The following is an 18,189-nucleotide window of genomic DNA, read 5'->3' as shown; positions in this document are numbered from 1 at the left end:
GCTGTGGTGATCACCGGACAGAGTGCCACGCCGATGCCCTTCCCCGGCCGGGATTTCCGCCCCCGCCGGGCCGGCCGGTGCGCGGGCCCGCGCCCCCGAGCAGCGCGGTACCGCGGATCCGGCCGGTCAGGCGGAGCGCGGGACGTGCGGGGCGTGGTGCGTCTCACCCTGCCCGGCGGTGTCCGAGGTGGCCGCCGAGGCAACGCCGGGCGTCGAGGAGGCGTCTTCCAGGGCGTGGGACTCAGTCGGACGAACCAGGGTGTGCGGGGCGAAGCAGCCCGCCGGCGGCGGCGGGGCGGCTCGCCGTGCTCCGCGCGTCATGATCGGAACCCTACCCGGGGTGGGTATCCGATCATAGGACCGACCCCGGGCGCGCTTAGGATAAGTCGCAATATGTCCAGAGATGACCCATCTCGGTGCGCCGCCTGGCCCGTCGCCCTCCTCATAGGCCTCGGCGCGGCCGCGTACACCGCCTGGGTGCTCGAAGTCGTCTTCTCGACGGGCCTCAACCCCATCGAGACCTACGTCAGCGAACTCGCCGCCCAGGACCAGCCGCTCGGCGGCCTGTTCCGGGCCACCGACTTCGCCGCCGGCCTGCTCGTCCTCATCGGCGGACTCCTGTCCCTCGTCCGGCTGGTGCGCCACGCCGAGTCCCGCCGCCCCTGGGCGGTCGTCGGCTGGTCCGGTGTCACCCTCTTCGGCGCGGCCACCGCCGCCGACGCCTGGCTGCCGCTGAGCTGCACGCCCACCGCCGACCCCGAGTGCGCCGCCCGCGAGACCGCCGGGCTGGTCCCCGCCACCCACCAGGCCCACGCCGTCAGCAGCAGCCTCGCCATGACCGGCGCCCTCGTCGGCCTGGTGGCCCTCACGGTCGCCGCGCGCCGCTACGGCTGGTTCGCCCCGCTGGCCCGCTACGGCCCCGCCCTCGTCGCCCTCGAACTGCTCGCCACCGCCTGGACCCTGACCTCCATCGCCCTGTTCACCGCCGGGCGCGGCACCTGGGCCCTCGGCGCCGGCCAGCGGCTCCAGGTACTGCTCGTGGCGCTCTGGCTCGGCCTGCTCGCCTACTCCGTCCACAAGGAGCGCCGTACGTGACCACGCGGACCCAGCGGGCCGTCCCCGGCCGCATCGTCCACGGCGCGGGTGACGACGGGGTCCCGCTGCACGTGGTCGTCGAGGGCAGCGGGCCGGTGTGCGTGCTGAGCGCGGGCCTCGCCATGGCCTGGTTCGACTGGGACCCGGTCGCCGCGCTGCTCGCCGCCGGAGGCCGCACCGTCGTCCGCTTCGACCGCCCCGGCCACGGCCTCAGCGGCCCGGCCCGTACGCCGCCGAGCGCCGCCGGCGAGGCCCGCCGGATCGCCGGGCTGCTGGACGCACTGGGCCTGACCGGCCCGGTCACCGTGGCCGGGCACTCGATCGCCGGGTTCCACGCCGAGGCCTTCGCCCGCCTGTACCCGGGGCGCACCGCCGCCCTTGTCCTCGTCGACTCCAGCGTGGAGGAGGACCCGCGTACGGTGCTGCCCGGCGCCCTGCGCACCGGCGCCGCCCGCGCGCTCGGCCGGGCGGTGACCGCCGCCGGGCTGCCGGCCGCTCTGGGCCCCCTGGCCCGGCGGGCCACCGTACGGGCCTCCCGGACCGGCGGCGCCGACCCGGCCGCACGGGACCTCGTACGCCGCTGCTACCGCACCGGCCGGGTCTGGCGCGGGGCCCTGCTGGAGAACTCCCGCTACCCGGACACGGCCGCCGAACTGCTCGTCCTGCGCGGGACGCACCCGATGGCCGCCCCCGCCACCGTCCTCACCGGCCACGACGGGAGCGGCGGCCGGGGCGCCCTGACCTGGCTGGTCCGCCAGGCGGACCTCGCCGACCTGCTCGGCGCCCGCTTCGAGGTCGCCGAGCCCGCCGGACACCTCGTCATGCTGGATCGCCCGGACCAGGTGGCCCGGGCGATCCGCACGGCGGCAGCCGAGCCCGGCCGGCCGGCGGGGCCGGTGCCCGGCGGGCCGTGATGCCCGGCGGGCGGTGATGCCCGGCCCGCCGACGGCAGAGGCCACGCCCTAGCCGCGCGGCGCCGCCCCCCGCTGGCGGAGCATGTCCGCCATCAGGGTGAGCTCCGACTGCTGCGCCTCGACCATGCCCTGGGCCAGGGCCCGTTCGGCCGGGGTCTCGCACTGCCGCGCACAGCCCTCGGCCATCGCGACGCCGCCCACGTGGTGGTCGGTCATCAGCTGGAGGTAGAGCACCTCCGCGTCCCGGCCCCCGGCGGCGCCCAGCTGCGCGAGCTCCTCCTTGGTGGCCATGCCGGGCATCAGCGCGCCGGGCGCGGTGTCCTGCGCCGTGTGCCCGGAATGCTCGCCGCCGGTGCCCATCCAGGACATCGGCGGCTCGCCGGCCACCACCTTCGGCAGCCCCCACAGGTCCAGCCAGCCCAGCAGCATGCCCCGCTGGTTGGCCTGGGTGTTGGCGATGTCGTAGGCGAGGCTGCGTACGGCCTCGTCCTGCGTGCGGTCCCGTACGACGAAGGACATCTCCACCGCCTGCTGGTGGTGGACGGCCATGTCCCGGGCGAAGCCCGCGTCCGGGGAGTGCAGCCCGGGCGTGCGGGACGGCGCGTCCGCGTCGCCGCCGCTCGCCGCGGAGACGGTGGCCGCCGTCGCGAACAGCAGCGCGAGCAGGACCGCCGCGCCCGCCGCCCAGTACGTGCGGCTCACTTGTCGGCCACCCCGTTCGTGCAGGCCGCGCCCGGCTCGGGGGTCTGCGGGCCCTGCACGTACTTGGTGAAGAACTGCGCCACCCGCGGGTCGGCCGCGTCCTCCACCGTCAGCTGCTTGCCCCAGGCGCTGAGCATGATCGTGCCGGCCTGCTCCTTGACCGGGCTCATCAGCGTGTACGGGGTCTTGCGGACCGTCTCGGCGAGCTTGTCCACGTCGGCCTTGCCGGCCTTCTCGCTGTACGTCACCCACACCGCGCCGTGCTCCAGCGAGTGGACGGCGTTCACCTCGGGCAGCGGGTTCGCGTACACGTCGCCGTTGCAGTTCATCCAGCGCGGGTGGTGGTCCCCGCCGACCGGCGGGGTCATCTCGTACTTCACCGGGGTCTCGACGTGATTGCGGCCCAGCGTCTTGGCGTCCCAGGTCTGCTCGCCGCTGACGGGGGCCTTGAGGGCCGCCTTCCTGGCGTCCTCCTTCTCCTGCTGGTCGATCATCACCCACGCGCCGAAGCCGACGAGCCCGGCGACGATGAGCGCCGAGGTGGTGATCGCGATGGCCTTGTTGCGCCGGTCGCGCGCCTTGTCGGCGCGGCGCATCTCGGCTATCCGGGCCTGGCGGGAGTGCGGGTCGTTCTGGTGGTTGCGGTCGCTGTTGCTCTTGCCGGTCCTGCTTGCCATGTGCCGTGGTTCCTTCTGCTGAGGGGGGTGGAAGGTGGATCCGGTGGTGCGCGGTGCGGCGCCGGACCCGTCAGGTCCGCAGCACTTGAAGGGCGTGGAGGTCGGGAGCGCGCGCGAGCGTCCCTGTGGGCAGGGGGCACCCGGCGCGGGCGGGACGAACGTCGGGAACGGGCCCCGTCCGGCCCACGGCCACGGCGGGCGGCGGGACGGGCAGGACGCCGGGGGTGACGTGCGAGAGCCCGGAGCAGCCCGGGCGGTCGTACGGGGACAGGCAGACGACGTGCGTGCCGTGCGCGCCGTGCGTGACGACGTGCCCCGGCTCACCGGCGGTGGCATGGACCCCGCCGGGCCGGGCGCAGAGGAACAGGGCCCCGGCCAGCACCCCGAAGGCCATCAGGAGGACGCCGAGGCGCGCCGAGGTACCCCCTCGGCCCCCGCCCTGCGTGTGCTCCCAGCCCCCCATGGGCGCAGATGGTAATGCTCATGACGGGCCCGAGGTCAGTGCGGGGGTGCCGCGACCTTCTGCGGGTGCGTAATGTGGCGGAAACCACCGCTGGAGATACTGGGCCTGCCCGACTGTGCCCAAGCCCTCGCGGTGGTGGTGCACAGGCCGTCTGAACTGCGAGGATGAAGGCATGGACAAGCAGCAGGAATTCGTCCTCCGGACGCTTGAGGAGCGCGACATCCGCTTCGTGCGCCTGTGGTTCACCGACGTACTGGGCTTCCTCAAGTCCGTCGCGGTCGCCCCCGCGGAGCTGGAGCAGGCCTTCGACGAGGGCATCGGCTTCGACGGCTCAGCGATCGAGGGCTTCGCCCGGGTCTACGAGTCCGACATGATCGCCAAGCCGGACCCGAGCACCTTCCAGATACTGCCGTGGCGCGCCGAGGCCCCCGGGACCGCCCGGATGTTCTGCGACATCCTGATGCCGGACGGCTCCCCGTCCTTCGCGGACCCGCGCTACGTCCTCAAGCGCATCCTCGCCAAGACCTCCGACCTGGGCTTCACCTTCTACACCCACCCGGAGATCGAGTTCTTCCTGCTGAAGGACAAGCCGCTGGACGGGACCCGTCCGGTCCCGGCGGACAACTCCGGGTACTTCGACCACACTCCGCAGAATGTGGGCATGGACTTCCGCCGCCAGGCGATCACCATGCTCGAATCCATGGGCATCTCGGTCGAGTTCAGCCACCACGAGGGCGCCCCCGGCCAGCAGGAGATCGACCTCCGCTACGCCGACGCGCTCTCCACGGCCGACAACATCATGACCTTCCGCCTGGTGATGAAGCAGGTCGCGCTGGAGCAGGGCGTGCAGGCCACCTTCATGCCGAAGCCCTTCTCGGAGTACCCGGGCTCGGGCATGCACACCCACCTCTCCCTCTTCGAGGGCGACCGGAACGCCTTCTACGAGTCGGGCGCCGAGTACCAGCTCTCCAAGGTCGGCCGCTCCTTCATCGCGGGCCTCCTCAAGCACGCGGCGGAGACCGCGGCGGTCACCAACCAGTGGGTCAACTCCTACAAGCGCATCTGGGGCGGCTCCTCCCGCAGCGCCGGCGCGGGCGGCGAGGCCCCCTCGTACATCTGCTGGGGCCACAACAACCGCTCGGCCCTGATCCGCGTCCCGATGTACAAGCCGGGCAAGACCGGCTCCTCCCGCGTCGAGGTCCGCTCGATCGACTCGGGCGCCAACCCCTACCTCACGTACGCCGTCCTCCTGGCCGCCGGCCTGAAGGGCATCGAGGAGGGCTACGAACTCCCGGCGGGCGCCGACGACGACGTCTGGGCCCTCTCCGACGCCGAACGCCGCGCGATGGGCATCGAACCCCTCCCGCAGAACCTCGGCGAGGCCATCTCCCTGATGGAGCGCAGCGAACTGGTAGCGGAAACCCTCGGCGAGCACGTCTTCGACTTCTTCCTGCGCAACAAGAAGCAGGAGTGGGAGGAGTACCGCTCGGAGGTCACGGCCTTCGAACTCCGCAAGAACCTCCCGGTCCTGTAACGGCAGCTCACAGCCCTGCGGACCGCGCACGACACTCCGGGCCGGTGGTCATCGACCACCGGCCCGGAGCCGTCTCATTCCCCCTGGGCCGTCTGTGGGCCGTCTGACACAGAACCCGAGGCCTTGTACACCCCGTCCACGGCCTTCCGGGTCCGCCCCTCCCGTGCTCGCGCGCGGCCTCGTGCCGCTGCCCGGGCTTCGGGGCCACGCCCGGCGTGCTCCTCTTGCTTGTCCGGCGGCCTTCCGATGTGTCCATTCACGGGTGGGTGGCCCCGGCTGAAAGTGTCGGGGACCTGCCTCGATGATCCGCTACTGGATGACCTCGTAGATCTCCTTGTAGCCGGATGTCGCGTAGCTGTTCAACGTGTTGATCAGCGACTGCGCGTTCTCATCCGGATTCACGAAGGACCCTCGCTCCATGGTGAAGTACTGGTCGAGGCTGTCGAATTCCCATTGGCAGACGACCGTGTCCATGGGGCCAGCGTAGTCGACGTAGATGCGCCGGTTCGTATACCCGGCTTCTTCAAACATCGCGGTGAGGGTCTTGAACGCCGCCACGATCTCCGGCGCTTTCCCTCGTTCGGCTCTGTACACCTCGCGCATCATGTACACGACGCGATCGCCTTTCCGTTGCGGGAGACGAATGAATTCCATGGACAGTGGCTGCTACCGCACCGGAAGAGGGCCGATACGGCTGCCGTCGCCATGGTGGCAGTCACACTGCTGAGTGGCTTGTACGCCACGCGCAACCATGGTGACCGCTCGAACCCTGGCCATACGGGGCTTGCGGAGGGTCTCCCAAGGTCGGCATCGGGCCGAATGAATTCCTCCGCAACAAGAAGCAGGAGTGGGAGGAGTACCGCTCGGAGGTCACGGCCTTCGAACTCCGCAAGAACCTCCCGGTGCTCTAGCCACAGGTCACGGCGCTGTCGAGGCGCGCAAGGCCTCCCGGGCCGACGGTCACTGACCGTCGGCCCGAAGTCGTCTCACGAGCCGGGGCGTCGTGGGTCACGGAGTTGCCGGGTGCCAGGTGGGGTGGTGGGTCGGGGTGAGGGGGGTTGTCGTGGTGTGGAGGCGTGCGTCCAGGCCGAGGGCTGCCGTGGTGGTGTGCGTGGCTTCGAGGGCGGCTGCCGGGGCGCCCGCGTAGAGCAGCTGGGACTCCGACCAGGCGGGCGGGCCGCCCAGGGTCGTCGTGCCGACGGTGCCGCTGGTCGTGCGGCCCGAGATCAGGCGGCCCGCGACGCCGACCGCGCCGTAGCCGGCCCGGCCGCCGGCCTCCGTGATGCTGGAGACCCGGGGCCTGGCGGGGCCCGCCGTGACGAGGGCGGTGCGGACGACCCCCGAGTCCGGGCGGCGGAAGTACAGGCGGATGCCCGCGCCGTCCGCGACCGCCGAGAGGGGGACCGTCGTGGCGGGCAGGCCCGTCTTCGCGGGCCCGCTCAGGGCCGCGCCCCGGGCGGGCTGGATCCAGGCCAGGACGGATTTCGTGGTGGTGGCGTACACATGGCGCCGCCCGGCGGCGTCCGTCACGGCCACCGGATCGCCCTGGAGGTCCTCGCCGCCCAGGCGCTGCCAGGCGGAGAAGGTGCCGTCCGGCCGCTGGGTGCTGGCGCGCAGGGTGCGGCGGGAGTCGCGCAGGTAGACGGTGACGCGGCCGTCCGGGTCGACGCCGGCCGAGGGGGAGCTGATCGAGGAGGTGCCGTCCTCGTCGGAGGCCTCGGGGGTGTCCAGGGACTGCCACGGGCCGAACGGGCCGTCGGGCGCGGACTGGACGGCGTAGACGACCTCGCGCCGGTAGTGCTCGGGGCGCTCGCCGAGGGTGGTGCGGGTGGCGAGGACGCCGACGCGGCCGTCGGGGAGGCGGACCGTGCTCGCGCCGGGGTCGGTGCCGGTGCCCGGGAGGAGGGAAGGCCCGGCCCAGTCGCCGCCGGGGCTCCGGGTCCAGTACGCGGTCCGGCCGTCCAGCGTGGCGAAGGCCCAGAGGCGGCCGGGCGTGCCCTCGATCAGCCAGGAGGTGCTGTCGGCGCGGGTGTAGCGCAGCGACTGGGCCCAGTTGCGCCCGGTCGGGTTGCCCGCGACCTTGCGGTCGCCGCAGCCGGACGGGCTGCCGCAGTGGTTCTGGTGGTCCTGCCAGGCGTAGGTGCGCAGGTAGCCGGTCTTCGTCTCGGCGGTCTGCGGGTCCAGCGCGTGGGGGAGGGCGCCGTTGTGGTAGCCGAGGTAGTTCTGGACCGAGAAGTGCGGGCGGTCCGTGACCTGCTCGGCGTACGCGGCGGCGGCGGCCTGCGCGAAGCGGGCGCCGTACATGTGGTCCTGGTGGTCGGTGAACTTGCCGCTCTGCTCGTACCGGCCCGGCGTCGGGTCCTGCATCCGTATCGTCGTCGGCCGGTAGCGCTCCAGGATCCCGGCTATCGCGCGTATCGCCTGGTCCCTGGTGTACGCGTAAGGGTTCTTGACCGGGCTGCCCGAGGCCAGTTGGGCGCCCAGCGCGGGTATTCGCCCGTTCCAGAGGCCGCGCAGGCTGTCGGGGACGTCCCCGCCGATGGTGCGGGCCTCGCGCAGTTGCAGCCACACCAGGTTGACCTCGGGCTTCGCGACGAGGACGTCGAGTTCGGCCTGGCCGCCGCCGGCGGTGGGGATGACCGTACGCCGCCACAGGCCGGTCCGGTTCCCGGTGGCCATCTGGGCGTAGGCGGAACGTATGCCGTTCTGCCGGGCCTCCGCGTAGTGGGCGTGGTCGGCGGGCTGTTCGGGGTCCTTGAGGCGGGCGCCGCGCGCCTCGTTGCGCCCGTCCGCCTCGCCGGAGGTGAGGTAGAGGGTGGTGACCGGGAGGCCGGTCGTGAGGGACCGGCTGAGGTCCGGGTTCATGAAGAACAGGTCGTCGTCGGGGTGGGCGACGATCTGGACGACCGATCCGGCCGTGGTGCTCGCCGGGAGGGCGGCCGCCGGGTTCGCGTCCTGGGCGGCCCCGGCCGGGGTCTGCTGTCCGACGGCGACGGCGAGCGTCCCGGTCGTGCCGGCGGTCAGTACGGCGAGCAGCGCCGCGAAGCGGCGTCGGGTAACGGCCATCGGTCACGCCTTGGGTCGTTCCGGGCGGGGAAACCCCTCAGTAGTCAGAGAGAGGCCGATACCGGGAAGTTGGTTCGCCCGTTTCGCCGATGACGTGTCCTTTCCTTTCATGTACTGGTCCCTTCTGATCCTGCTGAAGGACCAGCAAGGACCAGCAAGGACCAGAAAAGGATCAGAAAGGACCAGACACGAGTGTCTTCCGTGGGGTCCCGTCGCCGCGGCGGGCGGGGGCGCCGCCCCGGTGAGTCGAACGCCTGCTCCGGATAGGCTCGGACCCAGGCAGGCCAGGGCAGTGGCAGCGACGACCCCGGGAGGCGGCGGGATGACAGTCCCGGGACGCAGGAGCAGCACCTTCATCCGGCTGCTGCGCAGCGGATTCACCGACCCCTCCGCCGCCGCCCGGCTGCTCGACGCCGATGCGCTGGCCGCCGTACGGGCCGATCCGGTGCTCCTCGACGCGCTCGGCGCGACCGCCGATCCCGACCTGGCCCTGCGCGGGCTCGTACGGCTCGCCGAGGCACAGCCGCCCGACGAGCTGCCCGGCCTCCTCGACACCCTGGTCAGCGCCAAGCCGCTGCGCGACCGGCTCCTCGGCGTGCTCGGCGCGTCCGAAGCGCTCGGCGACCACCTCGCCCGCCACCCCCGCGACTGGCAGGCCCTCGTCACCTACGAGGCCGCCGACCTCCACCCGGGCCTGCGCGAGTTCGAGCGCGGGCTGGCCGACGCGCACGACCCCGTCGCGCTGCGCGTCGCCTACCGCCGCTGCCTGCTCTCCATCGCCGCCCGCGACGTCTGCGGCACCATAGACGTCGCCGAGACCGCCGCAGAACTCGCCGACCTCGCCACCGCCACCCTCCGCGCCGCCCTGCGCATCGCCTCGGCCGCCGCCCCCGAGGACGCGGCCGCCTGCCGCCTCGCCGTCATCGCGATGGGCAAGTGCGGGGGCAACGAGCTGAACTACGTGTCCGACGTCGACGTGATCTTCGTCGGCGAGGCCGCCCACGGGCACGACGAGGCCAAGGGCATCCAGGCCGCCACCCGCCTCGCCTCCCACCTCATGCGGATCTGCTCCGAGACCACCGTCGAGGGCACCATCTGGCCCGTCGACGCCAACCTCCGCCCCGAGGGCAGGAACGGTCCCCTCGTGCGGACCCTCTCCTCCCACCTCGCCTACTACCAGCGCTGGGCCAAGACCTGGGAGTTCCAGGCCCTCCTCAAGGCCCGCGCCGTCGCCGGGGACGCCGCCCTCGGCGCCGAGTACATCGACGCCACGAACCCCCTGGTCTGGCAGGCGGCCGAACGCGAGAACTTCGTCCCCGACGTCCAGAAGATGCGCCGCCGCGTCGTCGACAACATCCCCGCCGCCCAGGTCGACCGCGAGCTCAAGCTCGGCCCCGGCGGTCTGCGCGACGTAGAGTTCGCCGTCCAGCTGCTCCAGCTCGTGCACGGCCGCAGCGACGCCACCCTGCACTCCGGCAGCACCCTCGACGCCCTCCACGCCCTCGCCGCCGGCGGCTACGTCGGCCGCGCCGACGCCGCCCAGCTGCACGACGCGTACCGCTTCCTGCGCGCCATGGAACACCGCATCCAGCTCTACCGGCTGCGCCGCACCCACCTCGTCCCCGAGGACGAGAACGACCTGCGGCGCCTGGGCCGATCCATGGGGCTGCGCACCGAACCCGTCGCCGAGCTCAACAAGGCCTGGCGCCGGCACGCCTCCGTGGTCCGCCGCCTGCACGAGAAGCTGTTCTACCGGCCCCTCCTCGACGCCGTCGCCCAGCTCACCCCCGGCGAGACCCGGCTCTCGCCCCGGGCCGCGGGCCAGCGCCTCGAAGCCCTCGGGTACGCCGACCCGGCCGCGGCCCTGCGCCACCTCGAAGCCCTCGCCTCCGGCGTCACCCGCAAGGCCGCCATCCAGCGCACCCTGCTGCCCGTCATGCTCGGCTGGTTCGCGGACTCCGCCGACCCGGACGCCGGCCTGCTGAACTTCCGGAAGGTCTCCGACGCCCTCGGCAAGACGCCCTGGTACCTGCGGCTGCTGCGCGACGAGGGCGCCGCCGCCGAGAACCTCGCCCGCGTGCTGTCCGCCGGACGCCTCGCCCCCGACCTGCTGCTGCGCGCCCCCGAGGCCGTCGCCCTGCTCGGCGACCCCGAGGGCCTGCAACCGCGTACGCACGAGGCCCTGGAGCAGGAGGTCCTCGCCGCCGTCGGGCGCGCCGAGAACCCCGAGGCCGCCGTCGCCGTCGCCCGCGGGGTGCGCCGCCGCGAGCTCTTCCGCACCACCGCCGCCGACATCATCGGCTCCTACGGTACGGAGGAGAACCCCGCCGAGGAGGACCACGGAGCCCTGGTCGACCGGGTCGGCGGAGCCGTCTCCGACCTCACCGCCGCCACCGTCGCCGGAGCCCTGCGCGCCGCCGTCCAGAGCCACTTCGGCGACACCCTGCCCACCCGCTTCGCCGTCATCGGCGTCGGCCGCTTCGGCGGGCACGAGCTGAGCTACGGCTCCGACGCCGACGTCCTGTTCGTCCACGAGCCCCGCGAGGGCGTCGACGAACAGGAGGCCGCCAAGGCCGCCCAGACCGTCATCGCCGAGATGCGCCGCCTGCTCCAGCTGCCCACCACCGACCCGCCGCTGCTCATCGACGCCGACCTGCGCCCCGAAGGCCGCTCCGGCCCGCTCGTGCGCACCCTGGCCTCGTACGCCGCGTACTACCGGCGCTGGTCCCTCACCTGGGAGAGCCAGGCCCTGCTGCGCGCCGAACCCGTCGCCGGGGACGCCGAGCTGGGCCGCCGGTTCATCGACCTGGTCGACCCGCTGCGCTACCCGATGGAGGGCCTCGGCGACGACGCCGTACGTGAGATCCGCCGCCTCAAGGCCCGCATGGAGTCGGAGCGGATGCCGCGCGGCGCCGACCCCACCCTGCACACGAAACTCGGCCGCGGCGGCCTCAGCGACGTCGAGTGGACCGTCCAGCTGATCCAGATGCGCCACGCCTGGGCCGAACCGGGGCTGCGCACCACCCGTACCCGCGAGGCCCTGGCCGCCGCCCACGCGGCCGGGCTGATCCGGACCGAGGACGCGCAGATCCTCGACGAGGCCTGGGTGCTGGCCACCCGGGTCCGCAACGCGGTGATGCTGGTCCGCGGCCGGGCCGGGGACACCTTCCCGTCCGAGACCCGCGAACTGGCCGCGGTGGGCCGCTACCTGGGCTACGCGGAGGGCACGGTCGGCGAGATGCTGGACGACTACCGCCGCATCACCCGCCGCGCCCGCGCGGTGGTGGACGAGCTGTTCTACGGAGCCTGAGGGGGCGCGCCCGCCGCGCCCAGCAGCCCCCGCGCGTAGGCCAGGAACGCCGCCAGGCCCAGGTCGAAGGCCGCGTCCGCGCGGCCCTCGCCGGTCGCGGCCAGGGCGCGGGCCAACAGCGGGGTCCGCGGGGTCGGTTCCCACATGGCCTCGGGGGCGGCCAGGTCGAGGGCCGAGCCCAGGACCAGGTTCTCCAGGCCGGTCAGCAGCGGCATCACCTGCTCCGTGGCGAAGCCCGCGGCCAGCAGCAGGGCTACGGCGCGCTCGTAGTGGGCGAGCACCTTCGGGGCCCGGACCGGGGTGGTCATCAGCAGGGGGACGGCCCGGGGGTAGGCGGCGAAGGCGGCGCGGTAGGAGCGGGCCCACTGTTCGAGGGCCCGGTCCCAGGGGTCCAGGTCCAGGGTCCCGCCGGCGATCCTCTCGCACACCCGCTCGCGGACCAGCTCGACCACCCCCGCCCGGCCGTCCACATGGTGGTACACCGACCCGGTCTGCACACCGAGGGCCCGGGCGATCTGCGGAACGCTGAAGTCCCCCTGTTCCGCCACCAGTTGCAGGGCGGTCGCGGCGATCCGCTCCCGGTTGAGCAGGGGGGTGCGCGGCCGTGCCATCGGTTTCCTCTCGCCGTCAGGTCTTCCCGTACGCCAGAACCGGAGGCTACATTGCCGCGAACCGAAAGCCTTTAGGTTTTCGGTTCCCCGCCGCCTGCCGTTCGCAGAAGGGTGCCCCCGCATGCCCGACACGCCGACGCCGCCACCCGCCGGAAGCCCACCACCGGCCGGAAGCCCACCACCGGCCGGAGCCCCGGCCCCCGCCGGAGACCCGGCCCCCGCCGGAAACCCGCCCCCCGCCCTCCGCCGCGCAGCGCTCGGCACCGCCGACATCTCCTTCTTCGTCGTCTCCGCCGCCGCCCCCCTCACCGTCATGGCCGGCGTCGCCCCCGTCGCGATCCTCCTCGGCGGCATCGGCGCTCCCGCCGGCTACCTCCTCGCCGGTCTCACCCTCGCCGTCTTCGCCGTCGGCTTCACCACCATGAGCCGCCACGTCCGCAGCGGCGGCGCCTTCTACGCGTACATCGCCCGCGGCCTCGGCAAGCACGCCGGCATCGGCGCCGCCCTCCTGGCCCTCGTCGGGTACAACGGCATGGAGATCGGCGTCTACGGACTCCTGGGCACCACCACCGCCGACACCGCCCACGCCCTGTGGGGCCTGGACGTCCCCTGGCTGCCCGTCTCCCTCGCCGGGCTCCTGCTCGTCTGGTACGGCGGCTTCCGCTCCATCGACTTCGGCGCCAAGCTCCTCGGTGTGCTGCTCGTCGCCGAGACCGGGATACTCGTCCTGCTCGCCGCCGGAGTACTGGCCGAGGGCGGCGCCCACGGGCTGTCCGCCGCGGGCTTCGCGCCCGGCGCCGTGCTCGTCCCCGGCACCGCCGCCGTCCTGGCCTTCGCCTTCGCCGCGTTCACCGGCTTCGAGTCCACCGTCATCTACCGCCGCGAGGCCCGCGACCCCGACCGCACCATCCCGCGCGCCACTTACATCGCCGTCGCCTTCCTCGGACTCTTCTACGCCTTCATCGTCTGGACCGTCATCCAGGCCTTCGGCGCCGAGGAGGTCATGGCGGCCGCCGCCGCGGACCCGGGCGGCCTCTTCTTCGCCGCCATCACCACCTACGTCGGCCCCTGGGCGGCGGACCTGATGCACCTGTTCATCGTCACCAGCGTCATCGCCTCCCTCCTCGCCTTCCACAACGCCATCAACCGGTACGTGCTCGCCCTCTCCGAGGAAGGCGTCCTGCCCGCCGCCCTCGGCCGGATCCATCCCCGCCACCGCTCCCCGTACCTGGCCGGCCTCGCCCAGACCGTCCTCGGCGCCGTCATCGTCCTCGGCTTCGCCCTCGCCGGAGCCGACCCCTACCAACAGCTCCTGCTCTGGGTGAACACCCCTGGCATGATCGGCCTCATGGCGCTGATGCTGCTCGCCGCCGTCGCCGTACCCGTCTACTTCCGGCGCACCGCCCACACCGAAGGCCCCTGGCGCACCGTGGTCGCGCCCGTCACCGCCGCCGTGCTGCTGGCCGCGGCGATCCTCCTGGTCATCGCCAAGGTCGGCCTCTTCACGATGGCCTCGACCACCGTCAACACCGTCCTCGTGTCCCTCGTCCCCGCCGTCTTCCTCGCCGGCCTCGTCCTCGCCCGGCGGCTCAGGATCCGCCGCCCCGAGGTGTACGCCCGCTTCGCCGAAGAGCCCGCCGCTGAAGGGCCCGCCGCCGAAGACCCCGCTGCCCAAGACCCCGCCCCCGTAGGAGAAGAACCGCCGTGCCCGCTGCCGACACCGTCCTCACCGGAGCCCGCGTCCGCACCCTCGACCCGGCCCGTCCCGAAGCCCGCGCGGTAGCCCTGCGGGACGGCGGGATCGCGGCCGTAGGCGACGAGGCCGACGTACGCGACTGGCGCGGCCCCGGCACCGAGGTGATCGACCTCGGCGGCGCCACCCTCACCCCCGGCCTCACCGACGCCCACAGCCACCCCGTCTGGGGCATCGAGATGGGCACCGGCACCGACCTCTCCGCCGTCCGGGACCTCGGCCAGCTCTCGGCCGCCCTGCGCGCCGCCGAACGCCGGCACGGCTGGATCACCGGCCACGGCCTCGACCACAACGTCTTCGGCGGCCGCCCCGTGCACCGGGACCTCATCGAGGAGGCACTGGACGGCGCCCCCGCCTTCCTGCGCCTCTACGACGGCCACTCCGCCCTGGCCAGCGGCGCGGCCCTGGCCGCCGCGGGGATCAACGGACCCCGCGCCTTCGCCCAGCGCTCCGAGATCGCCTGCGACGGCTCCGGCCGCCCCACCGGCCACCTCGTCGAGCACGCGGCGATGAACCTGGTCGGCGCCCTGGTCCCCAAGCCCTCGCGCGCCGAGCGCCGCAGCCGGCTCGTCGAGCTGCTCGGCGACATGGCCGCCACCGGCCTGACCGGCGCCCACGTGATGGACCTCGGCGACGGGGACGTGCCCGCGCTCCTGTCCACCGTCGAGTACGAGGGCCACCTGCCGCTGCGGCTGCGCCTGGCTCCCTGGTGCATGCCCGGAGCGGACGAGGAGGAGCTCGCGGAGCTGATCGCGCTCCAGCGGCTGGCCGGCCGCCACTGGCAGGTCGGCGGCGTCAAGTTCTTCATGGACGGCACGGTCGAGGGCGGCACCGCCTGGCTGGAGCACGCCGACTGCCACGGCCGGGGCACCGAGGCCTTCTGGCCCGACCCGCGGGCCTACACCGGCGCGGTCCGCGCCCTGGACGCCGCCGGGGTCCGTACCGCGACCCACGCCATCGGCGACGCGGCCGTCCGGTACGTCCTGGACACCGTGGCCGCACTGGGCGGGCAGGCCCGGATGAGGCACCGGATCGAGCACATCGAGACCGTCCCCGACGACCAGCTGAAGCGGTTCGCGGAGCTCGGGGTGATCGCCTCCATGCAGCCCCCGCACACCGCGTACACCCGGGCCGACCACAGCGACGAGTGGTCCACCCGGCTGGGTGGGGACCGGGCCCGCCGGGCCTGGCGCTGCCGCGACCTGCGGGACGCGGGGGCCGTGCTCGCGCTGGGCTCGGACTGGCCCATCGCGCACTACGACGCCCGCCACGTCCTGGTCACCGCCCGCAGCCCGCTCGGCGCGGCCGCCGCCGGGCCCGCCCTGACCGGGCTGATGGCGCTGGAGGGCATGACCTCGCACGCGGCGCTGGCGGCGGGGGAGGAGCGGGTGGCGGGCCGGATCGCGCCCGGCTTCCGGGCGGACCTCACGGCCTTCGCCCTCGACCCGGTCACGGCCGGGGTGGACGAACTGGCCGGGGCCCCGGTGCGCCTCACGGTGTCGGGCGGGCGGATCACCCACCGGGGAGGCGAAGGCTAGGCCCTGTCCGGGCGATCTTCGCGGGCCCGCGCCGCCTGGTACGGCACTTCGCCGCGTTGTCGGACCGCGCCGAAGCCGGCTTCGAACAGAACGAGGAGATCAAGAAGATCTCCTCCTGGGCCGCCATCCTCTTCGCCCCCACCCTGATCGGCACCTTCTACGGCATGACCTTCGAGGACATGCCGGAACTCAAATGGGCAGGCGGCACCCCCTTCGCAATCCTTCTGATGACCAGGGCCGGCCAGCCTGGACGGGCGGGCAGCGCCCTTGGCGCCATCAGCCGTATGGTTCAAGACGGTTGGGCGCATGGCGATGCGGGCACAGTGGGGCCGCCACCCTGCGGCGGCCCCTCAAATAGTCACCTCGCACGTACCGGCGCCCACAGGCTGACGCTCCATACGTCCCCGTTCCCTGCGTGGTAGCCCCGCTCCTCCTCGTCGTCGTCCACGACGAGGACGGAGACGTTGGACGCGGCCGCCCGGTATTCGAGGAAGCCGCCCTGGTCGGTAACCTTGAATTCCGGGGCCTCGGGGACGCAGGCGAGCGCGTCCCGCACATCCTCCCAGGCGACGTAGCGGGGGAACTCGACACCCATGGTGCGGGCCCATTCCTCCGCCATGTCGTAGCCGGATGCGAGCCGGTGCAACTCGATCGACCCGCCGGACATCACCCACTTCTCGCCGGGGTTGAAGTAGAACTCGACGAATCCGTAATCGCGGCGAAGCGATGCTCCTCCCTCGTCGACGACATCGACGAAGCGGTGGGAGACGGCGCGGTCGACATCGTCGAGGGTGGAGCCGATGCCGATCCCGTGCATGCGTCCGGCCGCGATGAAGGAAGCGAGGAATTCGATGCCGGTCACGGCCAGTTCTCCAATTTGTCGATCAGGGCTTGCATTTCGGAGGAGCGGTTCTGCGTGTTGCCCCAGTTGTGGTCGTCCATGTGCTCCTTCGCCGACTTGGCCTTGGCCAGAAGGTCCGCGCGCAGCTTCGGATCGTTGTTCACGGCGTCCACGGCTTGCTGGACGCTCTTGTCCGATGCCCAGCCGTCCTCGAGCCTGATGGGAGCACCCTTGATGTTGCCATCCTTGTCCACGGTGATGCTTACTTCGTGTTCCTTCCCCTTCTTCAGGGGGATGTGGATGTGCGCGCCCTTGGTGGCCCAGTCGGAGGCGACCGGAGAGACCCGGATCTTGCAGGGCTTGAGCCCCAGGGGGTCGGACCAGGTGTGTGGGTTGTGCACGTAGGTCGTCGGATTGGGCGCGGGGTCGAGCCCGAGGGGATCACTGCTGAGGTACCGCGCCGTCTCGGGGTACGCCGCCACCCCGTGAGACGGCTGGATTCCGCCGTCGAGGCCGTGTTCCGGTACCGGCGGCCGGATCCGTGGTGCTGGGAGGCAGTCGTCGAAGCGGTCTGCACCGGCTCGGCGTCCAGCCGGCACGCCGATTCCGCGATGCTCCAGGCCGGCCCGGCCGTCTCCGGGCATGCCGACCGGATCGCCCATGCCCTCGACCGGCTGCTCCGCGGCTTCGCCCGTACCTCCGGCCGTGCCATCCAACTGCACGCGTTCGCCCTCGCCGGTATGGGCGACGTCCGGGCGCTGCCCGCCCTGCGGCGCCTCGCGGGAGAGGGCCACCTTCCGTCCCAGCGCTCGCACGCCCGCATCCTGGCCGCGCTGCCCGCCGCGGACCTGCTCCCGACGATGCGGACCGTCCTGCGACAGGACCCGGCGAAATACCACGCGAGCATGTTCACACTCGAACTCCTCGCGCTCTGGGGTCCGGCCGCCGCGCCCGCCGTGCCCGAGGTGGTCCGGTACCTGGAGACGCCGCACGCCTACGACGCCCTGCGCGTCCTCGGCCGGATCGGCCCCGCAGCCGTCGGCACCGCGAACCGGCTGGCCGACTTCGCCACCGGCCGCGCCGAGCTCACGGGACGCCATCACCCGAGGCTGGCCGCCTGGGCGCACTGGAGGGTCACCGGGGACGCCACCCTCGCCCTCGACGTGTGCGGCTCGGCCGTGAAATCGGGGAGCAGCAGCCACGGCCTGCCCTTCCTCGCCGACCTTGGCCCGGCGGCCGCCGCGCACGCGGACACCGTGCGGGGCCTGATGGAATCGCCGGGCGCGTGGACTCGGGTCGCCGCCGCGCACGCGTACTGGCGGATCACCGGAGACCCGGAGCCCGCCGTGCCGGTGCTGCTGGCGGCCGTGGACCCGGCCTGGACGGGACGGCCGGACCTGCCGGTCCAGGAGGCCGTGCTCCGCCTCGGGGAGATCGGCGCGCCGGCCTCCGAGGCGGTGCCTCTGCTCCGCGGGATCCTGGCCACCGAGGAGCGGCTCAGCCAGCCCTTCGAGAGTGGGCGGATCCTGGCCGACGAGGCCTACGTACGCACCCTCACCGGGGCCCTGGAGCGGATCGGCCCGGGCGCGGACGGCCCCGCTGCCGAGGTCGTGGCGTGGACGCCCGAGCCCGCTGCCGGGCGGGGAGGACTGCTGCGGAGGTGGCGAGGACAAGGACGAGGGTAG

Annotated in this window: 16 protein-coding genes and 1 pseudogene; 8 read left to right on the top strand and 9 right to left on the bottom strand. The window is 73.2% G+C overall.

Features of this window, described 5'->3' with window-relative positions; genetic code table 11:
• Positions 1-126 precede the first annotated feature (126 nt).
• Complete coding sequence (locus AB0D94_RS22210) at positions 127-321, bottom strand: hypothetical protein (RefSeq protein WP_362054641.1); 195 nt, start codon at positions 319-321, stop codon at positions 127-129.
• A 72-nt stretch (positions 322-393) separates the two neighbouring features.
• On the opposite strand from AB0D94_RS22210, the gene AB0D94_RS22205 reads away from it, so the two are divergent.
• Together AB0D94_RS22205 and AB0D94_RS22200 are read left to right on the top strand one after the other, a co-directional pair.
• Positions 394-1,095, top strand: a complete 702-nt coding sequence (locus AB0D94_RS22205) for a DUF998 domain-containing protein (protein ID WP_362054638.1) — start codon at positions 394-396, stop codon at positions 1,093-1,095.
• Positions 1,092-2,009, top strand: a complete 918-nt coding sequence (locus AB0D94_RS22200) for an alpha/beta hydrolase (protein WP_362054635.1) — start codon at positions 1,092-1,094, stop codon at positions 2,007-2,009. The genes AB0D94_RS22205 and AB0D94_RS22200 overlap by 4 nt, the downstream gene beginning before the upstream one ends.
• 48 nt (positions 2,010-2,057) lie before the next feature.
• Here AB0D94_RS22200 and AB0D94_RS22195 read toward each other — a convergent pair whose 3' ends face one another.
• The 3 genes from AB0D94_RS22195 to AB0D94_RS22185 all read right to left on the bottom strand — a co-directional run bounded on the left by AB0D94_RS22195 (position 2,058) and on the right by AB0D94_RS22185 (position 3,851).
• On the bottom strand, positions 2,058-2,711 hold the full coding sequence (locus AB0D94_RS22195) for a DUF305 domain-containing protein (protein WP_362054632.1): 654 nt from the start codon (positions 2,709-2,711) through the stop codon (positions 2,058-2,060).
• Positions 2,708-3,388: a DUF3105 domain-containing protein gene (locus AB0D94_RS22190; RefSeq protein WP_362054629.1), complete on the bottom strand. Its 681-nt coding sequence runs from the start codon at positions 3,386-3,388 to the stop codon at positions 2,708-2,710. The genes AB0D94_RS22195 and AB0D94_RS22190 overlap by 4 nt, the downstream gene beginning before the upstream one ends.
• A 70-nt stretch (positions 3,389-3,458) precedes the next feature.
• A complete protein-coding gene (locus tag AB0D94_RS22185) occupies positions 3,459-3,851 on the bottom strand; it encodes a hypothetical protein (protein WP_362054626.1) in 393 nt (130 codons plus the stop codon).
• 172 nt (positions 3,852-4,023) lie between these two features.
• On the opposite strand from AB0D94_RS22185, the gene AB0D94_RS22180 reads away from it, so the two are divergent.
• Complete coding sequence (locus tag AB0D94_RS22180) at positions 4,024-5,385, top strand: glutamine synthetase family protein (RefSeq protein ID WP_030717411.1); 1,362 nt, start codon at positions 4,024-4,026, stop codon at positions 5,383-5,385.
• Between the two features lie 309 nt (positions 5,386-5,694).
• Here the strand turns inward: AB0D94_RS22180 and AB0D94_RS22175 are convergent, their stop codons facing one another.
• Together AB0D94_RS22175 and AB0D94_RS22170 are read right to left on the bottom strand one after the other, a co-directional pair.
• Positions 5,695-6,039: a hypothetical protein gene (locus AB0D94_RS22175; RefSeq protein WP_362054622.1), complete on the bottom strand. Its 345-nt coding sequence runs from the start codon at positions 6,037-6,039 to the stop codon at positions 5,695-5,697.
• A gap of 354 nt (positions 6,040-6,393) precedes the next feature.
• Positions 6,394-8,451 (bottom strand): PIG-L family deacetylase, encoded by a 2,058-nt coding sequence (locus AB0D94_RS22170; protein ID WP_362054619.1) that lies wholly within the window; start codon positions 8,449-8,451, stop codon positions 6,394-6,396.
• Between the two features lie 322 nt (positions 8,452-8,773).
• Here AB0D94_RS22170 and AB0D94_RS22165 point away from each other — a divergent pair, with 322 nt between their 5' ends.
• Entirely contained in the window at positions 8,774-11,761 is a 2,988-nt protein-coding gene (locus AB0D94_RS22165) for a bifunctional [glutamine synthetase] adenylyltransferase/[glutamine synthetase]-adenylyl-L-tyrosine phosphorylase (RefSeq protein ID WP_362054616.1), read from the top strand.
• Here AB0D94_RS22165 and AB0D94_RS22160 read toward each other — a convergent pair.
• Positions 11,749-12,372: a TetR/AcrR family transcriptional regulator C-terminal domain-containing protein gene (locus AB0D94_RS22160; RefSeq protein ID WP_362054613.1), complete on the bottom strand. Its 624-nt coding sequence runs from the start codon at positions 12,370-12,372 to the stop codon at positions 11,749-11,751. The two genes, AB0D94_RS22165 and AB0D94_RS22160, sit on opposite strands and share 13 nt — an antisense overlap.
• Before the next feature lie 121 nt (positions 12,373-12,493).
• On the opposite strand from AB0D94_RS22160, the gene AB0D94_RS22155 reads away from it, so the two are divergent.
• The 3 genes and pseudogenes from AB0D94_RS22155 to AB0D94_RS22145 form a co-directional block, all read left to right on the top strand.
• Positions 12,494-14,155 (top strand): amino acid permease, encoded by a 1,662-nt coding sequence (locus AB0D94_RS22155; RefSeq protein ID WP_362054610.1) that lies wholly within the window; start codon positions 12,494-12,496, stop codon positions 14,153-14,155.
• Entirely contained in the window at positions 14,077-15,663 is a 1,587-nt protein-coding gene (locus AB0D94_RS22150) for an amidohydrolase (RefSeq protein WP_362054607.1), read from the top strand. Before AB0D94_RS22155 ends, AB0D94_RS22150 begins: the two co-directional genes overlap by 79 nt.
• 68 nt (positions 15,664-15,731) lie before the next feature.
• A pseudogene (locus tag AB0D94_RS22145) lies at positions 15,732-15,893 on the top strand (CorA family divalent cation transporter); the annotation flags it as partial.
• Between the two features lie 128 nt (positions 15,894-16,021).
• Here AB0D94_RS22145 and AB0D94_RS22140 read toward each other — a convergent pair.
• Together AB0D94_RS22140 and AB0D94_RS22135 are read right to left on the bottom strand one after the other, a co-directional pair.
• Positions 16,022-16,525, bottom strand: coding sequence for a hypothetical protein (locus AB0D94_RS22140; RefSeq protein WP_362054604.1), 504 nt, complete (start codon positions 16,523-16,525; stop codon positions 16,022-16,024).
• A complete protein-coding gene (locus AB0D94_RS22135; protein WP_362054601.1) occupies positions 16,522-16,905 on the bottom strand; it encodes a hypothetical protein in 384 nt (127 codons plus the stop codon). The genes AB0D94_RS22140 and AB0D94_RS22135 overlap by 4 nt, the downstream gene beginning before the upstream one ends.
• 84 nt (positions 16,906-16,989) lie before the next feature.
• Between AB0D94_RS22135 and AB0D94_RS22130 the strand changes: the two genes are divergently transcribed.
• Positions 16,990-18,189 (top strand): hypothetical protein, encoded by a 1,200-nt coding sequence (locus tag AB0D94_RS22130; RefSeq protein ID WP_362054598.1) that lies wholly within the window; start codon positions 16,990-16,992, stop codon positions 18,187-18,189.

This window comes from Streptomyces sp. NPDC048255 (assembly GCF_040652415.1).
Taxonomy (GTDB): domain Bacteria; phylum Actinomycetota; class Actinomycetes; order Streptomycetales; family Streptomycetaceae; genus Streptomyces.
The sequence above is the reverse complement of the archived record's forward strand: the minus strand, read 5'-3'. Positions and strand labels throughout refer to the sequence as shown.